18 protein-coding genes and 2 tRNA genes are annotated in these 21,166 nt (G+C 62.3%); 14 read left to right on the top strand and 6 right to left on the bottom strand.

The features are described from left to right. Nucleotides 1–131: 131 nt before the first annotated feature. From ftsH to pnp, 14 genes are all read left to right on the top strand, one after another. Nucleotides 132–2,132, top strand: a complete 2,001-nt coding sequence (ftsH, locus tag CDPAHKCJ_RS05630) for an ATP-dependent zinc metalloprotease FtsH (protein WP_166019022.1) — start codon at nt 132–134, stop codon at nt 2,130–2,132. Nucleotides 2,133–2,611: 479 nt separating this feature from the next. Next, nucleotides 2,612–3,454, top strand: coding sequence for a dihydropteroate synthase (gene folP / locus CDPAHKCJ_RS05625; protein WP_240916677.1), 843 nt, complete (start codon nt 2,612–2,614; stop codon nt 3,452–3,454). After that, nucleotides 3,451–4,800 carry a phosphoglucosamine mutase gene (gene glmM, locus CDPAHKCJ_RS05620; RefSeq protein WP_043333386.1) on the top strand — a complete coding sequence of 450 codons (1,350 nt, stop codon included), beginning with the start codon at nt 3,451–3,453 and terminating at the stop codon, nt 4,798–4,800. Before folP ends, glmM begins: the two co-directional genes overlap by 4 nt. Before the next feature lie 215 nt (nt 4,801–5,015). Further along, nucleotides 5,016–5,762, top strand: coding sequence for a triose-phosphate isomerase (tpiA, locus tag CDPAHKCJ_RS05615; protein WP_166019021.1), 747 nt, complete (start codon nt 5,016–5,018; stop codon nt 5,760–5,762). A gap of 5 nt (nt 5,763–5,767) precedes the next feature. Further along, complete coding sequence (gene secG / locus CDPAHKCJ_RS05610; protein ID WP_043333391.1) at nt 5,768–6,154, top strand: preprotein translocase subunit SecG; 387 nt, start codon at nt 5,768–5,770, stop codon at nt 6,152–6,154. A 62-nt stretch (nt 6,155–6,216) separates the two neighbouring features. After that, nucleotides 6,217–6,303: transfer RNA gene (locus CDPAHKCJ_RS05605), tRNA-Leu, on the top strand. Between the two features lie 103 nt (nt 6,304–6,406). Then, nucleotides 6,407–6,483 (top strand) — tRNA-Met (locus CDPAHKCJ_RS05600). Between the two features lie 123 nt (nt 6,484–6,606). Then, nucleotides 6,607–7,065, top strand: coding sequence for a ribosome maturation factor RimP (rimP, locus tag CDPAHKCJ_RS05595; RefSeq protein WP_043333393.1), 459 nt, complete (start codon nt 6,607–6,609; stop codon nt 7,063–7,065). A gap of 76 nt (nt 7,066–7,141) precedes the next feature. Further along, nucleotides 7,142–8,635: a transcription termination factor NusA gene (gene nusA, locus CDPAHKCJ_RS05590; RefSeq protein ID WP_054556444.1), complete on the top strand. Its 1,494-nt coding sequence runs from the start codon at nt 7,142–7,144 to the stop codon at nt 8,633–8,635. Between the two features lie 28 nt (nt 8,636–8,663). Then, complete coding sequence (gene infB, locus CDPAHKCJ_RS05585) at nt 8,664–11,108, top strand: translation initiation factor IF-2 (RefSeq protein WP_166019020.1); 2,445 nt, start codon at nt 8,664–8,666, stop codon at nt 11,106–11,108. A 27-nt stretch (nt 11,109–11,135) separates the two neighbouring features. Continuing rightward, nucleotides 11,136–11,561: a 30S ribosome-binding factor RbfA gene (gene rbfA / locus CDPAHKCJ_RS05580; protein WP_065392581.1), complete on the top strand. Its 426-nt coding sequence runs from the start codon at nt 11,136–11,138 to the stop codon at nt 11,559–11,561. After that, nucleotides 11,561–12,490, top strand: a complete 930-nt coding sequence (gene truB / locus CDPAHKCJ_RS05575) for a tRNA pseudouridine(55) synthase TruB (protein WP_166019019.1) — start codon at nt 11,561–11,563, stop codon at nt 12,488–12,490. Before rbfA ends, truB begins: the two co-directional genes overlap by 1 nt. A 98-nt stretch (nt 12,491–12,588) precedes the next feature. After that, nucleotides 12,589–12,858 carry a 30S ribosomal protein S15 gene (rpsO, locus tag CDPAHKCJ_RS05570; protein ID WP_024952154.1) on the top strand — a complete coding sequence of 90 codons (270 nt, stop codon included), beginning with the start codon at nt 12,589–12,591 and terminating at the stop codon, nt 12,856–12,858. A 248-nt stretch (nt 12,859–13,106) separates the two neighbouring features. Next, the gene (gene pnp, locus CDPAHKCJ_RS05565) at nt 13,107–15,248 is read left to right on the top strand and encodes a polyribonucleotide nucleotidyltransferase (protein WP_166019018.1); all 2,142 of its coding nucleotides are present in this window, start codon (nt 13,107–13,109) and stop codon (nt 15,246–15,248) included. 167 nt (nt 15,249–15,415) lie between these two features. Here pnp and CDPAHKCJ_RS05560 read toward each other — a convergent pair whose 3' ends face one another. The 6 genes from CDPAHKCJ_RS05560 to pcnB form a co-directional block, all read right to left on the bottom strand. Beyond that, a complete protein-coding gene (locus tag CDPAHKCJ_RS05560) occupies nt 15,416–16,597 on the bottom strand; it encodes an acetyl-CoA C-acetyltransferase (RefSeq protein WP_166019017.1) in 1,182 nt (393 codons plus the stop codon). A gap of 306 nt (nt 16,598–16,903) precedes the next feature. Beyond that, entirely contained in the window at nt 16,904–17,284 is a 381-nt protein-coding gene (gene panD / locus CDPAHKCJ_RS05555; protein ID WP_043333409.1) for an aspartate 1-decarboxylase, read from the bottom strand. A gap of 122 nt (nt 17,285–17,406) precedes the next feature. Then, entirely contained in the window at nt 17,407–18,261 is an 855-nt protein-coding gene (gene panC / locus CDPAHKCJ_RS05550; RefSeq protein WP_153635065.1) for a pantoate--beta-alanine ligase, read from the bottom strand. Then, entirely contained in the window at nt 18,261–19,052 is a 792-nt protein-coding gene (gene panB, locus CDPAHKCJ_RS05545; protein WP_166019016.1) for a 3-methyl-2-oxobutanoate hydroxymethyltransferase, read from the bottom strand. The genes panC and panB overlap by 1 nt, the downstream gene beginning before the upstream one ends. A 169-nt stretch (nt 19,053–19,221) precedes the next feature. Further along, on the bottom strand, nt 19,222–19,719 hold the full coding sequence (gene folK, locus CDPAHKCJ_RS05540) for a 2-amino-4-hydroxy-6-hydroxymethyldihydropteridine diphosphokinase (protein ID WP_166019015.1): 498 nt from the start codon (nt 19,717–19,719) through the stop codon (nt 19,222–19,224). A gap of 46 nt (nt 19,720–19,765) precedes the next feature. Further along, nucleotides 19,766–21,166, bottom strand: a complete 1,401-nt coding sequence (gene pcnB, locus CDPAHKCJ_RS05535; RefSeq protein ID WP_166019014.1) for a polynucleotide adenylyltransferase PcnB — start codon at nt 21,164–21,166, stop codon at nt 19,766–19,768.

Genomic DNA, 21,166 nt, shown 5'->3' with positions numbered 1-21,166 from the left:
TAGGCGAAGTGGCGCGTTGCGCTGACTTGATACCCCGCAGGCACGATCAGATAGCATGGCAGGCCACCACAAGACGGCAGTCGGAGTATTCACGGCATGCCAAGACAGATTCATGCAATGAGGGTGTCCCCTTGAACGACATGGCGAAGAACCTGATTCTCTGGTTGATCATCGCAGCAGTGCTGTTGACGGTGTTCAACAACTTCAGCGTCGATACCTCGCCGCAGGCGATGAACTATTCACAGTTCGTCCAGCAGGTGCAGAACGACCGGATCAAGAGTGTGACCATCGATGGTTACACCATTGAGGGTGAGCGGGCCGATGGCTCCAGCTTCACCACCATCCGGCCGGCGGCGTCCGATCCCAAGCTGATGGATGACCTGCTTGCCAACAAGGTGGAGGTCATCGGCAAGAAGCCTGAGCAGCAGTCGCTGTGGACACGCCTGTTGATTGCCAGCTTCCCGATTCTGATCATTCTGGCCATCTTCATGTTCTTCATGCGCCAGATGCAGGGCGGCGGTGCCGGCAAGGGTGGCCCGATGAGCTTCGGCAAGTCCAAGGCCAAGCTGTTGAGCCAGGACCAGATCAAGACCACCTTCAGCGACGTCGCGGGCTGTGACGAAGCGAAGGAAGAAGTCGAGGAACTGGTCGACTTCCTCAAGGACCCCAGCAAGTTCCAGCGTCTTGGCGGTCAGATTCCGCGCGGTGTCCTGATGGTGGGCCCGCCGGGTACCGGCAAGACCCTGCTCGCCAAGGCGATCGCCGGCGAAGCCAAGGTGCCGTTCTTCAGCATCTCCGGTTCTGACTTCGTCGAGATGTTCGTCGGTGTCGGTGCGTCCCGTGTGCGTGACATGTTCGAGCAGGCCAAGAAGCAGGCGCCGTGCATCATCTTCATCGATGAGATCGACGCCGTCGGTCGTCATCGTGGTTCCGGCATGGGCGGTGGTCACGATGAACGTGAGCAGACACTGAACCAGCTGCTGGTCGAGATGGATGGCTTCGAGGCGAATGACGGCATCATCGTCATCGCCGCGACCAACCGTCCTGACGTGCTTGACCCCGCACTGCTGCGTCCTGGTCGCTTCGACCGTCAGGTCATGGTGGGTCTGCCGGATATCCGTGGTCGCGAACACATCCTTGGCGTTCACCTGCGCAAGGTACCGATGGGCGACGACGTCGTGCCGGTCAACATTGCACGTGGTACGCCGGGCTTCTCCGGTGCAGATCTCGCCAACCTGGTCAATGAAGCCGCCCTGTTTGCCGCGCGTCGCAACAAGCGTCTGGTCGGCATGGAAGAGCTCGAGCTGGCCAAGGACAAGATCATGATGGGCGCCGAGCGCAAATCGATGGTCATGTCCGAGAAGGAGAAGCGCAACACGGCCTATCACGAGTCTGGCCACGCCATCATCGGCCTGGTGATGCCCGAGCATGATCCGGTCTACAAGGTATCGATCATTCCGCGCGGTCGCGCGTTGGGTGTGACGATGTTCCTGCCGGAAGAGGATCGCTACAGCTACTCTCGTCAGCAGATCATCAGTCAGATCTGCTCGCTGTTCGGCGGTCGTATCGCTGAAGAGATGACGCTGGGGCCGAACGGTGTCACCACCGGCGCCTCCAATGACATCAAGCGTGCTACCGAACTTGCCCACAACATGGTCGCCAAGTGGGGGCTCTCAAGCGAGATGGGCCCGATCATGTACGATGAGGACGAGTCCCATCAGTTCCTCGGTGGCCCGGGTCAGGGTGGCGGCAAGCTGAAGTCCGGTGACACCACCTCGCGTCTCGACAAGGAAGTGCGTCGTATCATCGACGAGTGCTACGCCAAGGCGCAGCAGATCCTGGAAGAGAATCGCGACAAGCTGGATGCGATGACCGAAGCGCTGATGACCTATGAGACCATCGATGCCGAGCAGCTGGCGGACATCATGGCTGGCCGTACGCCGCGTCCGCCGAAGGACTGGGGTGGCCCGGCAAGCGGTGGTGACGGTGGCCTGGTGGCCCCGGTTGCCGACACTCCGAAGGCGGAAGCGCCGGAAGCTCCCAAGGCCGATGATGACGCTGATGGCAGTGAAGACGACGACAGCAATCGCCGTCGCCCGTCTGACCCGCTGGGTGGTCCGAGCGGTCATTGATGTACGCCTGATCTAGGCCTGAACTAGGCCCAATGTAGGCATAAGGGGCGCCCGATATCGCATGCGATGTCTGAGCCTCTGAAAGGAAAAACGCCCGACTGGCTTGCCAGTCGGGCGTTTTCTTGTCTGCAGCAATGGTGGTTTGAACCGCTGCAGCAATGACGTTGGTAAAGTTAAGGTGCTGCTGATGAGTGGCCTACGCCGTGGCGTGGCGGCGTTGACTCATGTCTCTGAACGGGCATTGTCAGCGCCATGATGAGTGCGGGGTGAAAGGCCTGAGCCAATGGCGTTGCCATCTGCTGACGCCCCGTGTGGCGGCCATTCCACGCCTTGCGCGCCATGGGCTGGCTCTTTAAAGTGGTGCGCAATCATTTCTGACCGGGCTGCGAAGACACCTTCGTACCCCCCTCTCGCCTGCATGGTATGCCATGACGAATTCTGCCTTGAGTACGCCTCTCGAGCCTCGAGTGGGCCATCTGATGTCATTGGAGTGCGCCGGACACCTTCTCGATCTCTCGCGTCCGCGGGTGATGGGGATTCTCAACGTGACGCCGGACTCCTTCTCGGATGGCGGTCGCAGCGCGACCCTGGACGCCGCGCTGCGCAATGCCGAGCAGATGATGGCCGATGGTGCCGCGATGATCGATGTCGGCGGTGAGTCGACAAGACCCGGGGCGACGCCGGTCAGTACCCAAGAAGAGCTTGAGCGGGTCTGCCCGGTGGTGGAGCGGCTGGTAAGCGAGCTGGGCGCGTTGGTGAGCATCGATACCAGCAACCCGCATGTCATGCGCGAAACCGCACGGCTGGGGGCAGGCATGATCAATGACGTGCGTGCGCTGAATCGAGACGGCGCGCTCGAGGCTGCCGCTGACACCGGGCTGCCTGTCTGTCTGATGCACATGCGCGGCGAGCCGGACACCATGCAGCAGGATACGCATTACGCTCAGTCCATCGAGCAGGAAGTCCGGACGTTTCTGGCAGGGCGCATCGCGGCCTGTGGGGCGGCGGGCATCGCGCGTGAGCGACTGCTGCTGGACCCCGGCTTCGGCTTCGGCAAGTCACTGCAAGACAATCTGCGCCTGTATCACCGCATGGCGCAGTTACATGAATTCAACCTCCCGCTGCTGATCGGCACGTCACGCAAGAGCATGATCGGCAATGCCCTCGGGCGCGCGGTAGAGGATCGCTTGGCTGGTAACCTGGCACTGACGGCCCTGGCCGTTCGTGACGGGGCCAGGCTGTTTCGCGTTCACGACGTGGCCCCGACTGTCGACGCTGTCGACATGGCATGGGCCGTGCTACAGGAAGGCACGATACGATGAGTCGACGTTATTTTGGTACGGATGGCATTCGCGGCACGGTGGGGGAATTTCCTATCACGCCAGACTTCATGCTCAAGCTGGGCTGGGCGGCGGGACGGGTATTTGCCCGTCACGGCCGCGGCAAGGTATTGATCGGCAAGGACACGCGCATCTCGGGCTACATGTTCGAATCCGCGCTCGAGTCCGGCCTTTCGGCAGCGGGCGTCGATGTTTCCCTGCTCGGCCCGATGCCGACGCCGGGGATCGCCTATCTGACGCGCACCTTCCGCGCCGATGCCGGCATCGTCATCTCGGCCTCTCACAACGCCTATCCGGACAACGGCATCAAGTTCTTCTCCGCTGCCGGCACCAAGCTGGATGATGCGCTGGAAGCCGAGATCGAAGCCGAGCTGGACCGCGACATCGTGATCGTCGGCCCGGACAGCCTGGGCAAGGCGTCACGCATCCAGGATGCGGCCGGCCGCTATATCGAATTCTGCAAGTCCACGCTGCCGGGTCGCCTGGGCCTGCACGGCATGAAGGTGGTGCTGGATTGCGCGCATGGTGCGACCTATCACATCGCGCCGAACGTCTTCCGTGAGCTGGGTGCCAAGGTCAGCGTCATCGGGGGCGAGCCGGATGGCCTCAACATCAATCAGGGTGTCGGCTCCACGCACCCGCAGGCGCTGCGCGCGGCCGTCATCGAGCAGGGCGCCGATCTCGGTGTGGCCTTCGATGGTGATGGTGACCGCCTGATCCTGGTCGATGCCGATGGCCGCGTCATCGATGGCGATGACATCCTCTACATGATCGCGCGTGATCGTCACGAGCGCGGTGTGCTGGGTGGTGGTGTCGTCGGCACCCTGATGTCCAACTTCGGTCTGGCAGCTGCGTTGGAAGGCCTGGGAATTCCCTTCGAACGCGCCAAGGTCGGTGACCGCTATGTCATCGAGCGTCTGGAGGCCAATGGCTGGCAGTTGGGTGGCGAATCCTCCGGTCACATCGTCTGCAGCCATATCCAGAGCACCGGTGATGGCATCGTCTCGGCGCTGCAGGTGCTGGCGATCATGGCGCGCGAAGAATGCTCACTCAGCGAATTGCTGGTCGGCTTCGAAAAGGCCCCTCAGGCGCTGATCAATGTGCGTCTGGCGCCGGGCTGCGACAACAAGGCGCTGATGGCGGCGGATGCCGTGCAGGCTGCGGTGGTCGAAGTGGAGCAGACGCTGGGCAACGAAGGTCGCGTGTTGCTGCGTCCCAGTGGCACGGAACCGCTGATTCGCGTCATGGTCGAAGGGCGTCCGCACTTCGATGTCGATGCGCTGGCGGGTCAGATCGCCGCGACGGTCGAATCCAGCATGTCGGCGTGATGCGCTGACAGGACAGCTCGCCGGGGCGACGGTTAACGTCGCCGAGTGGTCGGGTTGCACAGAACGACAACAGGCGCCGAGTGCGCCTGTTGTCGTTCATGGCAGTTGCCCCGAGCCTGATCGTGCCGGATCACGGGGCTTGACAGGGGTCGCGAAGGTTGTCAGTCAAGGGCGGCTCCATTACCATCCTCGCACTGCTCACAAGGGAGAAGCACATGCGTACACCGCTGATTGCCGGAAACTGGAAGATGAATGGTGATCTTGCCCTGGTCGATGAGTTTGCCCGGGGCCTGCAGGCGGCTTCGCTGCCGCAGGGCATTCAGGTGGCGCTGGCAGTGCCTTTCCCTTATCTGAGCGCCGCTCGCGCGAGCATGCCTGTGAGCGTGGCGCTGGCGGGGCAGACGCTGAACCCGGCGAGCGAGGGTGCCTTTACCGGCGAAGTGGCGGGTCAGATGCTCAAGGATGTCGGTGCCGCGATGGTGCTGGTCGGCCACTCGGAGCGTCGAAGCCTGTATGCTGAAGACGATGCGGCGGTACTGGCACGTGTCGAGGCAGCGCTTGCTGCAGGCCTCACACCGGTGCTGTGCGTCGGTGAGACGCTCGAAGAGCGTGAAGCCGGTGACACGGAGCGCGTCGTGCTGGGACAGCTGGAGGCGGTGTTCTCCTCGCTCTCCGCCGATGCGCGCACGCGTCTGGTTGTCGCCTATGAGCCTGTCTGGGCCATCGGTACCGGGCGCACCGCTTCGCCACAGCAGGCGCAGGAGGTCCATGCGGCCATTCGCGCGCGCCTGGCCGAGTGGTCTGCCTCGCTCGCCGAGGCAATGCAATTGTTGTACGGCGGTAGCATGAAAGCTGCCAATGCCGCCGAGCTGCTTGCGCAGCCGGATATCGACGGCGGTCTCGTGGGCGGTGCCTCGCTCCAGATCGACGAATTCCTAGCCATTTGCCAGTCTGCAGGTTGAATCTCATGCAAGTAGCCGTTCTGATGGTCCATGTGGTACTCGCGGTCGCGCTGATCGTGCTCGTCCTTCTCCAGCAGGGCAAGGGTGCCGAAGCTGGCGCTGCCTTTGGTGGCGGTGGTGCTTCCCAGACCGTTTTCGGGTCCAGCGGCAGCGGCAACTTCCTCGCGCGCTTCACGGGTGTTCTGGCCGCGGGCTTCTTCGCGACCTCTCTGACACTGGCCTGGTTCGCGTCCAACGCCAATCAGCCGTCAGTCGAAGCGGGCATTCCGAATGCCAGCGTGATCGAGCAGCAGAAAAATTCACTGCCATCACTTGACGACTCCGAGGAAAGTGTGGAGAATACGTCGCCAGTGCTCGAGGAAAGCGGCAACGCAGACCAGCCAGCACTCTAAGGAATTCAAGGCGTTAACTTTGAATTCTTCCGGGTAACGTCTCAGGCGATACCCGCCCCCGTGCCGAAGTGGTGGAATTGGTAGACACGCTATCTTGAGGGGGTAGTGACCTTATGGTCGTGGGGGTTCAAGTCCCCCCTTCGGCACCATCTTGTTAGATCGATTGGCAGTCTGGACGCAACTCTGCCACCTTGGAAAGACGTCATTCCTTGACCTCCTTTTTCGGTGACATTACCATCGTCCGACTATTGTTGCGGGGTGGAGCAGTCTGGTAGCTCGTCGGGCTCATAACCCGAAGGTCATCGGTTCAAATCCGGTCCCCGCTACCAAGTTTCTTGAAAGGCCCCTTCCTATGAAGGGGCTTTTTGTTAGCACCAGTGCCAATCAGCCACCTAGCTCTCTTCTCTACTCCCGGTCAGGTGCCTGATGCAACTGCTGTAGGAGCCTCGTCTGTGTCAACCAAGGACGCTGCGCTTAACGCGCTTATCGATCCAGTCGTCTCTGCTCTGGGCTTCGAGCTCTGGGGTATCGACTATCTCTCCCAAGGCAAGCAGTCCCGTCTGGTGATCTATATCGACCATCCCGATGGCATTACCGTGGACAACTGCGCAAACGTCAGTCGTCAGGTGGGTGCCGTACTGGATGTCGAAGACCCCATTACCGGTCAGTTCCAGCTTGAAGTCTCGTCTCCAGGCATGGATCGTCCGTTGTTCACGCTTGACCAGTACGAGCGCTACATCGGTCACGTGGTGGCACTGCGACTTCGCCAGGCTTTCGATGGCCAGCGCAAGTTCCAGGGGCTGGTGACTGGCACCGAAGACGGTGATGTCGTGATCCGGGTCGATGAAGAAGAATACTGCTTTCCCATTGAAAGCATCGACCAGGCACGCATTGTGCCGCAGTTCAAATAACTGACGTTGTCGGCACACCGCTCGCGTTGCGAGCCCGGGTCGATGCGCAAGGACAGGTTTCTGGCGAGGCAAAGTCATGAGCAAAGAGATTCTGCTGGTCGTTGACGCCATCTCCAACGAGAAAGGCGTGCCGCGGGATGTGATTTTCGAAGCCGTCGAAGCGGCATTGGCTTCGGCGTCACGCAAGCGTTTCGATCAGGAAGAGGCGGATATCCGCGTCAAGATCGATCGTGTCACCGGTGATTACGCGACCTACCGTCGCTGGACCGTCGTCGAAGACGACGAGTTCGAGACGCCGGACTACGAGATCAAGGCCAGCATCGCCGAACAGCGCGAAGAGCCGCTGGCGCTGGGTGCCGTGGTCGAGAAGCAGATCGAATCCGAAGCGTTCGGTCGTATCGCTGCACAGACCGCCAAGCAGGTCATCGTGCAGAAGGTGCGCGAGGCCGAGCGTGCGGAAGTGGTGCGCCTTTACGCCGAGCGTGAAGGTGAGCTGGTCGCGGGTATCGTCAAGAAGACGACACGTGATGGCCTCATCATCGATCTGGGCGACAACGCCGAAGGCTTCCTGCCGCGCGGTGAGATGATTCACGGCGAGCGCTACCGCTTGAACGAGCGGGTGCGTGCCCTGCTGTGGAAAGTCGACGCGGATGCTCGTGGTTCTCAGCTGATCCTGTCGCGTACGCGTCCTGAGCTGATCATCGAGTTGTTCAAGATCGAAGTCCCGGAAATCGCCGAGCAGCTGATCGAGATCAAGGGTGCTGCCCGTGATCCGGGCTCGCGCGCCAAGATCGCGGTCAAGAGCAACGACAAGCGCATCGATCCGATCGGTGCCTGCGTCGGCATGCGTGGTTCACGCGTGCAGGCCGTGTCCAATGAACTGCGTAACGAACGCGTGGATATCATCCTGTGGGATGACAATCCTGCCCAGCTCGTCATCAACGCCATGGCGCCGGCAGATGTCGGTTCCATTCTGGTCGACGAAGACACCCATTCCATGGATGTCGCTGTCGCTGCGGACAACCTGGCTCAGGCCATCGGTCGCAGCGGTCAGAACGTTCGTCTGGCCAGTGAGCTGACCGGTTGGCAGCTCAACGTCATGACCGAGGCGGAAGCCGAGGGCAAGCGCGAGCAGGAAATCGACAGTTTTGTCGAATATTTCATCACTCATCTCGAGATCGAAGAGGATCTAGCCCGTGTCCTGGTGGACGAGGGCTTCACCTCACTCGAGGAAATCGCCTATGTCCCGCTCGAGGAAATGCTCGAGGTCGAGGGCTTTGACCAGGATCTGGTCGAGGAGCTGCGCGCTCGGGCCAAGGATGAACTGCTGAATCTCGCCATCGCCACTGAAGAGCAACTGGACGGCGCACAGCCGGCCGAAGACCTGCTCAACATGGAAGGCATGGAGAGTCATCTGGCATACATCCTGGCCAGCAAGGGTATCGTCACCATGGAAGACCTTGCCGAGCAGGCCATCGATGATCTGAAAGACATCGAAGGCGTCGACGAAGAGCGAGCAGCGGCGTTGATCATGACCGCCCGCGCGCCCTGGTTCGCAAGCGAACAGTAACTAGGTCACGGGCTCAGGAGGGTCGTACATGTCAGAAATGACAGTCAAAGAATTCGCCAAGAAGGTGGGCCGCGAGTCAGCCCGCCTACTGGAACAGATGCATGAAGCGGGTCTGAAGCACAAGTCAGAGAACGACGCCGTCTCTGAGGTCGACAAGCAGAAGCTGCTTGATCACCTCACCAAGAGCCACGGTGGTGGCGCCGCTCCGGCAGCGCCCAAGAACCGCATTACCCTGACCCGCAAGACCAAGTCTCGCATCAACACGGGTAGCGGTCGCGGCAAGTCCATCGAGGTGCAGGTGCGCAAGAAGCGTACCTACGTCAAAGAGGGCGAAGAGCAGGCTGCAGAAGCACCGGCTGCTGCTGCACCGGCAGCTGCCGTTGCGGACAAGCCGGCTGCGGCACCGCAGCGCGAAGAGCGTCGTGGCAATGACAACCGTCGCGAAGAGCGTCCGCGTCAGAGTGCACCGGCTGCTGCCGCTGCACCGTCCGCCGACGCTGCGCCGGAAGTCAATGCGCCGCCGAAGGAGCCGCGTGGTGATGCACCGCGTCGCGCCAAGGCTGCGCCGCGTGATGAATCACGTGATCGTCGCGAAGCCCGTGAAGACCGTAGCGAACGCAAGCGTGGCGGGGCCAAGAAGGTCAAGCGCGCCGAGCGTCGCGGTGGTCGTCGCGGTGGTCGTGATGCCAACCGTCAGCCGCCGAAGCCGGTCCAGACCTTCGTCCGTGAAGTCTCCATCCCTGAGTCCATCTCAGTGGCAGACCTCGCCGACAAGATGGCCGTCAAGGCGTCTGAAGTGATCAAGACCATGTTCAACATGGGTGCTGCGGTCACCATCAACCAGACGATCGATCAGGAAACCGCGACCATCGTGGTCGAGGAAATGGGCCACACGCCCAAGCTGATCAAGGATGACGCACTCGAGACAGCCGTTCTCGAAGGCATCTCCTACGAAGGTGAGCAGATCACCCGCGCGCCGGTCGTTACCGTCATGGGTCACGTTGACCACGGCAAGACCTCGCTGCTGGATTACATCCGCCGCACCAAGGTCGCCACAGGTGAAGCGGGTGGTATCACCCAGCACATCGGTGCCTACCACGTCGAACACGACAACGGCGACATCACCTTCCTGGATACCCCGGGCCACGCGGCGTTCACCGCCATGCGTGCTCGTGGTGCCAAGGCGACCGACGTCGTCATCCTGGTGGTGGCTGCCGATGATGGCGTGATGCCGCAGACCATCGAGGCTGTCGAGCACTCCAAGGCCGCGGGTGTCCCGATGGTCGTGGCAGTGAACAAGATCGACAAGCCGGGTGCTGATCCGGACCGCGTCAAGAATGAGCTGTCCCAGCACGGTGTCATCTCCGAGGAATGGGGTGGTGATACCCAGTTCGTCCACGTTTCCGCCAAGACCGGCGAGAACATCGACGCGCTGCTCGAAGGTGTCCTGCTGGTCTCCGAAGTTCTCGAACTTCAGGCCGTGCCGTCCGCGCCGGGTAAAGGCGTCGTGGTCGAGTCCCGTCTCGACAAGGGCCGTGGTCCGGTCGCGACCGTGCTGGTCCAGAACGGTACGCTGAAGAAGGGCGATATCGTCCTCGCCGGTCTGCATTACGGCCGTGTGCGTGCACTGATCAACGAACTCGGCAAGCAGGTCGATTCCGCGGGTCCGGCCATGCCGGTCGAGATCCAGGGTCTGGGTGGTACGCCGGACGCCGGTGAAGAGTTCACCGTGGTCCCGGATGAGAAGAAGGCACGTGAAGTCGCCAACTTCCGTCAGGGCAAGTACCGCGAAGTGCGTCTGGCGCGTCAGCAGAAGGCCAAGCTGGAGAACATGTTCTCCCAGATGGGTCAGGACGAAGTCGCCAAGGTCAACGTCGTCCTCAAGGCCGACGTGCAGGGTTCTCTGGAAGCCATCCGTGGCGCGCTGGAAGAACTCTCCACCGAAGAAGTCAAGGTGGCCGTGGTCTCTTCCGGTGTCGGTGGTATCACCGGTACCGATGCCAACCTGGCACTCGCTTCCGAAGCGATCCTGGTCGGCTTCAACGTCCGTGCTGACGCCTCCGCGCGTGAGATCGTCGAGCGTGAAGGTCTGGATCTGCGCTACTACAGCGTCATCTACCAGCTGATCGACGAGGTCAAGCTGGCCATGACTGGCATGCTGGCACCGGAATTCCGCGAGCAGATCGTCGGTGTTGCCGAAGTGCGCGATGTCTTCAAGGCACCGAAGATCGGCGCGATCGCCGGTTGTATGGTCGTCGAAGGCAACATGTACCGCTCCAAGCGCATCCGCGTGCTGCGTGACAACGTGGTCATCTATGAAGGCGAGCTGGAATCCCTGCGTCGCTTCAAGGATGACGTCAACGAAGTCCGCAACGGCATGGAATGTGGTATCGGCGTCAAGAACTACAACGACGTGCAGGTTGGCGACAAGATCGAGGTGTTCGACCAGATCCAGGTCGAGCGCACGCTCTGATAGCGCCCCTGCAAGGAGAGATCACGGATGCGTGAATACAGCCGTACTGACCGCGTGGCGGACCAGATCCAGCAAGAGCTCGCGCTGTTGATTCAGCGCGAGGTCAAGGACCCGCGCCTTGGCATGCTGACGGTCAGCGCCGCCAAGGTCAGCCGCGACCTGTCCTACTCCGATGTCTACGTGACCCTGCTGGGTGACGACAGCCCGGAACGCATCAAGGAAAACCTCGCCGTGCTCAAGCGCGCGGCAGGTTTCCTGCGCTCCCAGCTGGCGCGCACCATTCAGCTGCGCCACGTGCCGGAATTGCGCTTTCATTACGATGAGAGCGTCGTTCGTGGCCATCACCTGTCTTCACTGATCAATACGGCGGTCGCCGACGACCGCAAGCGCAGTGCAGAACGTGGTGATGACGACAGCGAAGATGGTGCCCCGGGCACCACGCCGGACGCCTGATGGCGCGTCGTCGTCGCGGCTTGCCGATCGATGGCGTTCTGTTGCTGGACAAGCCCAAGGGCATGTCCAGCAACTATGCGCTTCAGAAGGCTCGCCGCCTCTACCAGGCGCAGAAGGCCGGTCATACCGGCACGCTCGACCCGATGGCGACCGGCTTGTTGCCGGTCTGCTTCGGGGAAGCGACCAAGTTCTCCTCGCATCTTCTCGAGGCAGACAAGGTCTATCGGGCACGGATCAAGTTTGGCCAGGTCACCGATACCGGTGATGCGGAAGGCACGGTGATTCGCGAGCGGGAGATTCCCGAGCTTGCGCAGGCCGAGTTGGACGAGGTGCTGGACAGGTTCCGTGGCGAGATAGATCAGGTACCGCCGATGTACTCCGCGCTCAAGCACCAGGGACGTCCGCTCTATGAGCTGGCGCGCCAAGGGATTGAAATCGAGCGTGCAGTCCGTCGCGTTACCATCTACAATATGGCGCTTCTTGCGCGGCACTCCGATGGCATCGAGATCGAAGTGGCGGTCAGCAAGGGTACCTACATACGCAGTCTGGCCGAGGATATCGGCGAGGCGCTGGGCTGTGGAGCCCACCTCACGGCACTGCGTCGTCTCAAGACAGGCCCGTTCACGGGTGATGCCATGCTGGATTTCGAGCGCCTCGAGGCGCTGGCTGACCAGCAGGCACGTGAAGGCGTTCTGTTACCTGTCGACATCCTGCTCGATCATCTCCCGCGTCTCGACATCACTGCCGAGATGGCGCGGATGATATTGCGTGGTCAACAGGCTGAAACGACGACAGGGTCGCTGGATGTGGACTCCCTGGCTCGTGTGTATCAGGACCAGCAGTTGCTCGGGCTGGTCCGGATTGCGGCGGAGGGCGTCATCGCTCCTCGCCGACTGCTCAGTTCTGCCGTCGAGGCGGCGGCTGGGTGAGCTGATTGCGGCCTCGCCGCAAGCCGCATGAAGACTGCAAATATGCGTGGTCTTCGACATTTCTAATCTATCAAGCATATTGCTTACTGGAGAGACAGATGGCACTTACCGCTGAGAAGAAGGCTGAGATCGTTACCGAATTCGGCCGTGGCGAGAACGACACCGGTTCCCCGGAAGTTCAGGTTGCTCTGCTGAGCGCCAACATTGATGGCCTGCAGGGTCACTTCAAGGCCAACAAGCAGGATCACCACTCCCGTCGTGGTCTGATCCGCATGGTCAACCAGCGCCGCAAGCTGCTTGACTACCTCAAGCGCAAGGACTTCGAGCGTTACACCGCTCTGATCCAGCGTCTGGGTCTGCGTCGCTGATCAGCGATGTTGCCGCCATGCACTTCGGTGCATGGCGGGCCCCCGGTGGGCACAGGAAAACCGACACTGCCTGCGGGCGGTGTCGGTTTTTTTGTGCCTGATACCGAGGTGATCCGGGCTTCAGATCAGAGGCTCCACTCGCGCTGCAGCCCGCTTGTCGCGTGGGATCAACCCGCTTTTCATTGCCTATGGTGCGCTTTACCATGAGCGCCTGGCATCGATGACTATCAGATTAAAGGACATGCGCCGTGAACCCGGTAACGCACAGCTTCCAGTACGGTAATGACACCATCACCCTCGAGACCGGCCGCATCGCGCGTCAGGCGACCGGTAGCGTGATGGTGACCATGGGCAATACCTCGGTGTTGTGCACCGTGGTGGCCAAGGCGTCGCCGAAACCCGGCCAGTCCTTCTTTCCGTTGTCGGTCCACTATCAGGAGAAGGCCTACGCGGCGGGGCGTATCCCCGGCGGCTTCCTCAAGCGCGAAGGGCGTCCCACCGAAAAGGAAACCCTGACCTCACGCTTGATCGACCGCCCGATGCGCCCGCTGTTTCCCGAAGGCTTCATGAACGAGGTGCAGGTGGTCTGCACGGTGATGTCGGCGGAGCGCAATGTCGACCCTGACATCGCGGCATTGCTCGGCACCTCTGCAGCGCTTTGCATCTCCGGGGTGCCTTTTGCTGGCCCCGTTGGCGCGGCGCGCGTCGGCTTCAGCGAGCAGCGCGGCTACTTCCTGAATCCCGGCTACAGCGAACTGGCGCATTCCGAGCTGGACATGGTGGTGGCGGGTACCGAGAAGGCCGTGTTGATGGTCGAGTCCGAAGCGCAGGAGCTGCTGGAAGACGAGATGCTCGGCGCCGTGCTCTATGGCCATCACGAGATGCAGAAGGCCATCACGGGGATCGAGACGTTCGCCGCCAAGGTCAATCGTCCCAAGTGGGCGTGGGTGCCGCAGAAGCTCGACCGCGTGCTGGTCGAGGCGCTGGAGCAGAGCTTCGCCACCCAGATCGGTGATGCCTATCGCCTGAGTGACAAGATGGCGCGTCAGGACAGCCTGTCGGCGCTCAAGGCGCAGGCCATCGACCTGCTGGGCGCCGAGGATGATGCGCGCTTCAGTGTCGAGGCCGTCGCCACGGCCTTCGCGGCGCTCGAGAAGCGTATCGTGCGTCAGCGTGTGATCGCTGGTGAGCCGCGTATCGACGGTCGTGATACGCGCACCGTGCGACCGCTGGACATGGCGGTGGGCGTGTTGCCCAAGGCACATGGCTCGGCACTGTTCACCCGCGGCGAGACCCAGGCGATCGCCACTGCCACCCTGGGGACCACGCGCGACTCACAGCTGATCGAAGGGCTGTCCGGCGAGAAGCAGGACCGCTTCATGCTGCACTACAACTTCCCGCCTTACTGCGTCGGCGAGACGGGCTTCATCGGCGCGCCCAAACGGCGTGAGATCGGTCATGGGCGTCTGGCGCGTCGGGGCATCGAATCCATGCTGCCGTCGCTGCAGGCCTTCCCCTACGCGATCCGCGTCGTCTCCGAGATCATCGAATCCAATGGCTCGAGCTCGATGGCATCCGTGTGTGGGGCTTCGCTTGCGCTGATGGACGCCGGTGTGCCGCTCAAGGCACCGGTGGCGGGTATCGCCATGGGGCTGGTCAAGGACGCCAATGGCGTCGCGATACTGACCGATATCCTCGGCGATGAGGATCACCTCGGCGACATGGACTTCAAGGTCGCGGGTACCGCGGAAGGCGTCACCGCGCTGCAGATGGACATCAAGATCGAAGGGATCGACGAGGAGATTCTTGAGCAGGCGCTGGAGCAGGCCTTCGAGGCACGTCTGACCATTCTCGCGCAGATGAATGAGGTGCTGGCCGCCAGCCGCCAGGAAGTCTCGGACAATGCCCCGGCGATGCTGTCGCTGAAGATCGCACCCAACAAGGTACGTGACGTGATCGGCAAGGGCGGCTCCACCATCCGCAAGATCTGTGAAGAGACCGGCGCCAATGTCGATCTCGACGACGATGGCAGCGTGCGCATCTATGCCGAGCACAAGGCGCAGGCGCAGGCGGCTGCCAAATATGTCGAGGGCATCATTGCCGAGGCCGAGATCGGCAAGCTCTACGCCGGCAAGGTGGCGCGCATCGCCGACTTCGGTGCCTTCATCACCTTCATGCCGGGCACCGATGGTCTGCTGCATATCTCGCAGATCGTCGAGGAGCGGGTCAATGACGTACGCGACTACCTCAACGAAGGCGATGAGGTGGTGGTCAAGGTGCTCGACATCGACAACCGCAATCGCGTCAAGCTGTCGTTGAAAGAGATCAGCGAAGAAGAAAAGGCGGCCTTTGCCGCTGCTCAGACTGAAGAGGCCGCCGCCCAGGACTGACCGATCATCGCGGATAGTCCCCGCCCCGGTCTTGCCTGCTCTGCATGAGAGGTGAGCCCTTTGGGCAAGAAAAAGCCCCGCCAGTTCACTGGCGGGGCTTTTTCGTGTCTCCCTGCTCGGGAGTGCGCGAGCAGGGAGGGTTCAGGCGGGGGTTCAGGTGTGAACGATCAGCTGCGCTCGATGGCCAGCGCGACGCCCTGACCGCCACCGATGCACAGGGTCGCCAGACCCTTCTTGGCATCACGCTCGATCATCTCGTGCACCAGCGAGACCAGCACACGGCAGCCGGAGGCACCGATCGGGTGGCCGAGGGCAATGGCGCCGCCATTGACGTTGACCTTGTCGACATCCCAGCCCAGCTCCTTGTTGACCGACAGGGCCTGGGCGGCAAAGGCTTCGTTGGCTTCGATCAGGTCGAGGTCTTCCAGGCTCCAGCCAGCCTTCTTGAGGCACAGGCGAGTCGCCGGCGCCGGCCCGATGCCCATGATCTTCGGATCAACACCCGCGTTGGAGTAGGCCTTGATGGTCGCCAGCGGCGTCAGGCCCAGCTCGCGTGCCTTGTCGGCGGAGCACAGCATGACCACGGCAGCGCCGTCGTTGAGCGCCGAGGCGTTGCCGGCGGTGACGGTGCCGTCCTTCTTGAAGGCCGGGCGCATGCCCGCGAGTTTTTCGGCCGTGGTGCCGGCACGCGGATTCTCGTCGGTATCGAAGATGATCGGATCGCCCTTGCGCTGCGGGATCTCGACCGGAACGATCTGGCCCTTGAAGCGGCCAGCTTCGATGGCTGCGCAGGCCTTCTGCTGAGAAGCGGCCGCGAAGGCGTCCTGGGCTTCACGGGTGATCTCGTATTTCTCGGCCAGATTCTCGGCGGTGATGCCCATGTGGATGTCATTGAAGGCATCCCACAGACCGTCGTGGACCATGGAGTCGATGGCCTTCCAGTCGCCCATGCGCTTGCCATCACGCGAGTTGGGCAGCACGTGCGGAGACAGGGACATGTTTTCCTGCCCACCGGCCAGAATCAGCTCGGCATCGCCACAGCGGATAGCCTGGGTGGCCAGGTGCAGCGCCTTGAGGCCAGAGCCGCAGACCTTGTTGATGGTCATGGCGGGTACGCCTTCCGGCAAGCCTGCCTTGATGACCGCCTGACGTGCCGGGTTCTGACCGCATCCTGCTGTCAGCACCTGACCCAGAAGCACTTCATCGACCTGATCGCCACTGACACCCGTGCTGGCGAGGATATCCTTGATGACATATGCGCCGAGATCCGCGGCGGAAATGCCAGCCAGGCTGCCACCGAAGGCGCCTACGGCGGTACGACGGGCTGCTACGATCACCACATCCTGCATCTGAACGCTCCTGTTCTCTTGCGAGACTGTCTGAGTCAATTGGCTGCGACTATGGCCATGCCATCAAGCGGGCGAGGCGCAGTCCTGCTGAGGTGAGATTCCAGCATAAGGCAGTATTGTGCGGTGCGGCAATCGCCAAAGGGCATCTCCAGTGTCAGCCTTTAGCCATACGTATCGCCTGTCCAGACGGCACGACGCCAGCGCTCTGGCAGGCAGGGGCTGGCGTCGTGTTGGAGCGTTCGCGGAAGGCTCGATACCTGAAAGCTCAAGCCTTCAGGACGTGGAGCAACCGGCAGCAAGGGATGCTCAGGCCATCTGGACCGGGATGGCGTTGGCCGTATGGCTGACTTCGTTGCCTTCCATCAGATAGACCATGGAGGGCTTGTGCGCGTCCAGTTCGCTCTCGGCGTAATGGGCGAAGGCGCAGATGATCACGCGGTCGCCGACGTCGGCCTGGTGGGCTGCGGCACCGTTCACCGAAATGATCTTCGAGCCTTCTTCGCCGCGAATGGCATAGGTGGTGAAGCGCTTGCCGTTGTCCACGTTGTAGATCTGGATCTGTTCGTACTCACGAATGCCTGCCATGTCGAGCAGGTCGCCATCGATGGCGCAGGAGCCCTCGTAGTTGAGGACGGCGTGAGTCACGCGGGCCATGTGCAGCTTGGCCTTGAGCATGATGGCTTGCATCAGGATGTCTCCAGTTGAGCGCCGCCGGGCGCAGATCAAGGCCCTGGGACCAGGGCCCTGGCGCGTATGGCGTGGCGGACAGTGCCACGCCAGGGTGCAAGGCGGCGCAGTCTAATCAGGCATCAGGCCACCGGCAAGGCGACCTTCAGGTTATCGAGCAGGCGCGTACGGCCCAGGTGCGCGGCGACCAGAATCACCGCCTCGCGCGTGTCATCCTCGACCGCCCCCAGATCAGCCGCGCGGCGCAGCTCGAGGTAGTCCGGCTTGAAGCCGCTCTCGCTGATGGCGGCCAGTGCCTCGCGCAGCGCCACATCACGCGCCACGCCCTGCTCAAGGCGAGCCTTCAGGGCATCGAGGCACTGCTTGAGACGCGGCGCGATGGCGCGCTCCTGCTCACTCAGGTAGCCGTTGCGTGATGACAGCGCCAGCCCATCCTCGGCACGCACGATGGGCACGCCGATGATCTCGATGCCGAAGTGCAGGTCGCGGTTGAGCTTGCGGATCACGGCCAGCTGCTGGAAGTCCTTCTCGCCGAAACAGGCGACTTCAGGGCGTACCAGATTGAACAGGATGCTGACGACGGTGGCGACGCCATCGAAGTGACCCGGACGATTGCCGCCGCACAGGCCTTCGGAAACACCCGGCACCTGCACGTTGCACAGCCCGTCGCGGCCGGCGGGGTAGAGTTCTGCCGTCGAAGGGGCGAACAGCAGGTCACATCCTTCTGCGGCCAGCGCATTCTGGTCGGCTTCGAGGGTGCGCGGATAGCTGTCGAGGTCTTCGCCGGGGCCGAACTGCAGCGGATTGACGAAGATGCTCGCGACGACCATGTCGGCATGGCGACGCGCTTCACGGACCAGTGACAGGTGTCCGGCATGCAGGTTGCCCATGGTCGGCACCAGCGCGATACGCAGGCCATCGCGGCGTGCCTGGGCGAGTTGCTCGCGCAGGACGTTGATCTGGGAGACGGTTTTCATCAGAAGCCGTGCTCCGGCGCCGGGAAGCTGCGGGTCTTGACCGCCTGGTGGTAGGCCGCGAAGGCCTCCTGCACGCTGCCGGCATCACTCATGAAATTCTTGACGAAGCGCGGCTTGCGGCCGGGCGTCAGGTCGAGCATGTCGTGCATGACCAGAATCTGGCCATCGACGTCCACGCCGGCACCGATGCCGATCACCGGCACCTCGACGGCATCACGAATGCGCGCGGCCAGATCGGACGGCACGCATTCGAGCAGGATGATCGCGGCACCCGCGGCTTCCAGCGTGCGCGCATCGGCGATGATCTGCTCGGCACGTGCCTCGTCGCGACCCTGTACCTTGTAGCCGCCGAAGGCATGCACGTGCTGTGGTGTGAGGCCCATATGCACGCAGACCGGCACGCCACGCTGGACGAGCGCGGTGACGGCATCGGCCAGCCAGGCTTCGCCTTCGACCTTGACCATCTCGGCACCGGCCCGCATCAGACGCGCCGCATGATCGAGCAGGATGTCAGTGCTGGCATTGCTCATGAAGGGCAGGTCGGCCATCAGCAGGCTGCCTTGCTTGCCACGTGCCACGGCGGCGGTGTGGTAGCAGATGTCATCGATGGTGACGGGCAGGGTGCTGGTATGGCCCTGCAGGACCATGCCGAGAGAGTCGCCGACCAGCAGCACTTCAATACCGGCATCGCTGGCAAGATGAGCAAAGGTGGCATCGTAGGCGGTGAGGCAACTGAACGTCTCACCATCGGCCTTGAGGCGGCGCAGGGTGCTCAGGGTGACGTTTTTCATCGGGACGCTTACTCGTTGCGGCGCGTATGACGCGGCTGCCCGTGGCGTCGAGCAGCCGCGATCGCGAGAAGGCCGCCGAGGGCGGACTGCGGGCGACGCGGGCCGGTGTTACCAGAAAGTGTTACCGCATAGGCCAAAGTGGGCAAGACGGTAACAAGATGGCGAAACTCTACTCCTGAGGTCCGAGGGGGAGCAAGTCATCGCCCTCAACTCGAGACGCCAGTGTTTCGAGATTTTCCTCTCCCAGCACGTTGAGGCGCTGCGGGCCCAGCAGGTCAGCCAACGGACGCATCACGAAACCACGTTTGAGCATTTCGCGATGGGGCACGACGAGACGCGGTGTCGAGATCCTGCTGTCATTGAAGAGCAGCAGGTCCAGATCCAGCGTGCGGGGACCCCAGTGACGCAGCCGCACGCGGCGATGCTGCTGTTCGAGGGCTTGCAGTTGATCAAGCAGGGCGAGGGGAGACAGGCGGGTCGTCAGCTCGGCGACGGCGTTGACGAAGTCGGGCTGGTCCTGCGGGCCGACCGGCTTGCTGGCATACAGGCGAGAATGTCGCGTGCAGCGGGTCAGCGGCAGCCGGTCGAGAGCCTCAAGCGCGCGCTCCAGTTGAGCGCGCGGATCGTCAAGATTGGCACCGAGGCCAATCAAGGCTGTCGAAATCATGCACAGTTCCTGCGTGGAGACGGCAGTGGCTCAGGCGAGCCACTGCTTAGCCCTGGCCGCGGCCATTGCGCCGACGCTTGCCGCGACGCTTGGTGCCGACCGGCTTGCTGCCGGCGGGGCCTTCATCGGAGACGCCTTCGATCATCGTGACCTGGGTGCGAGCATCGACTTCCTGGAAGTCGGTCCACCACTTGCCCAGCCCCGGCTTCACTTCGCCGGCGAATTCGCGCAGCAGCAGGAAGTCGTAGGCGGCGCGGAAGCGCGGATGCTCACGGGTCTGGAAGGCGCGTTTGCCACGGCGACGCGGCAACTTGGCCTGCATGTCCCAGATCTCGCGCATCGGAATGCTGAAGCGCTTCGGGATCGAGGTATGGTTGAGCTGGCGAGCGATCGCCTGCTGGGCTGCCTGGTGGGCTGCCGGAATGTCGGGCATGCCACTGGCGATCAGCTGGTCGGTACGCGCCTTGACGCCCGGCCACAGCAGGGCGGCATACAGGAAGGCCGGTGTGACCGGCTTGTCTTCGCGGATGCGGTCGTCAGTGTTGGCCAGCGCCTTCTCGATCAGCGGCATGGACCAGTGATAATGCGCGAAGCTCTCTTCCGTCTCGGGGAACAGCATCTGGAACAGACCAAACTCACGCAGGAGATGGAAGGTTTCCAGTGCATAGCCGGACATGAACAGCTTGAGCACTTCCTCGAACATGCGCGCCGGCGGAATCTGCAGCAGCAGCGGGGCCAGTTCGTACATCGGTTCGGCCGTGGCCTCCTCGATGTCGAAGTCCAGCTTGCCGGCGAAGCGGACGGCACGCAGCATGCGCACCGGATCTTCGCGATAGCGTGTTTCCGGATCACCGATCAGGCGAATCATGCGCGCTTCGATGTCGCGTACGCCATTGGCCCAGTCGTGGATCGTGAAGTCGGACACGTCGTAATAGAGGGCATTGATCGTGAAGTCGCGGCGCAGCGCGTCCTCCTCGATGGAGCCGAAGACGTTGTCGCGCAGCAGCATGCCGTCTTCCGACTGCTGGGTATGCTGGCTTGGCGTGCTATCGGCCGGCTTGCCGCGGAAGGTGGTGACCTCGATCACCTCACGACCGAAGCGCACGTGCACGATACGGAAACGACGGCCGATGATGCGGGCATTGCGGAACAGCTCGCGGACCTGTTCCGGCGTGGCGTTGGTGGCCACGTCGAAGTCCTTGGGGCGTTGTCCGAGCAGGGCATCACGGATACAGCCACCGACCAGATAGGCCTGATATCCACCGCTTTGCAGGCGATAGAGTACCTTCAGCGCATTCTCGCTGAGCTGGCGGCGGGACACGGGATGCTCATCCCGCGGTATCACACGCAGGCTGGGCAATGGGGCCGCGGGCGCGTCAGTTGCATTGAAAAGCGTCTTCAAGCGGTCACCGGGGCGTTGTAGAAAGCGGGTAAATCCTTTGAGCAT

It is taken from the genome of Cobetia sp. MB87 (genome assembly GCF_011319755.1).
Taxonomy (GTDB): Bacteria; Pseudomonadota; Gammaproteobacteria; order Pseudomonadales; family Halomonadaceae; genus Cobetia.
The sequence above is the reverse complement of the archived record's forward strand: the minus strand, read 5'-3'. Positions and strand labels throughout refer to the sequence as shown.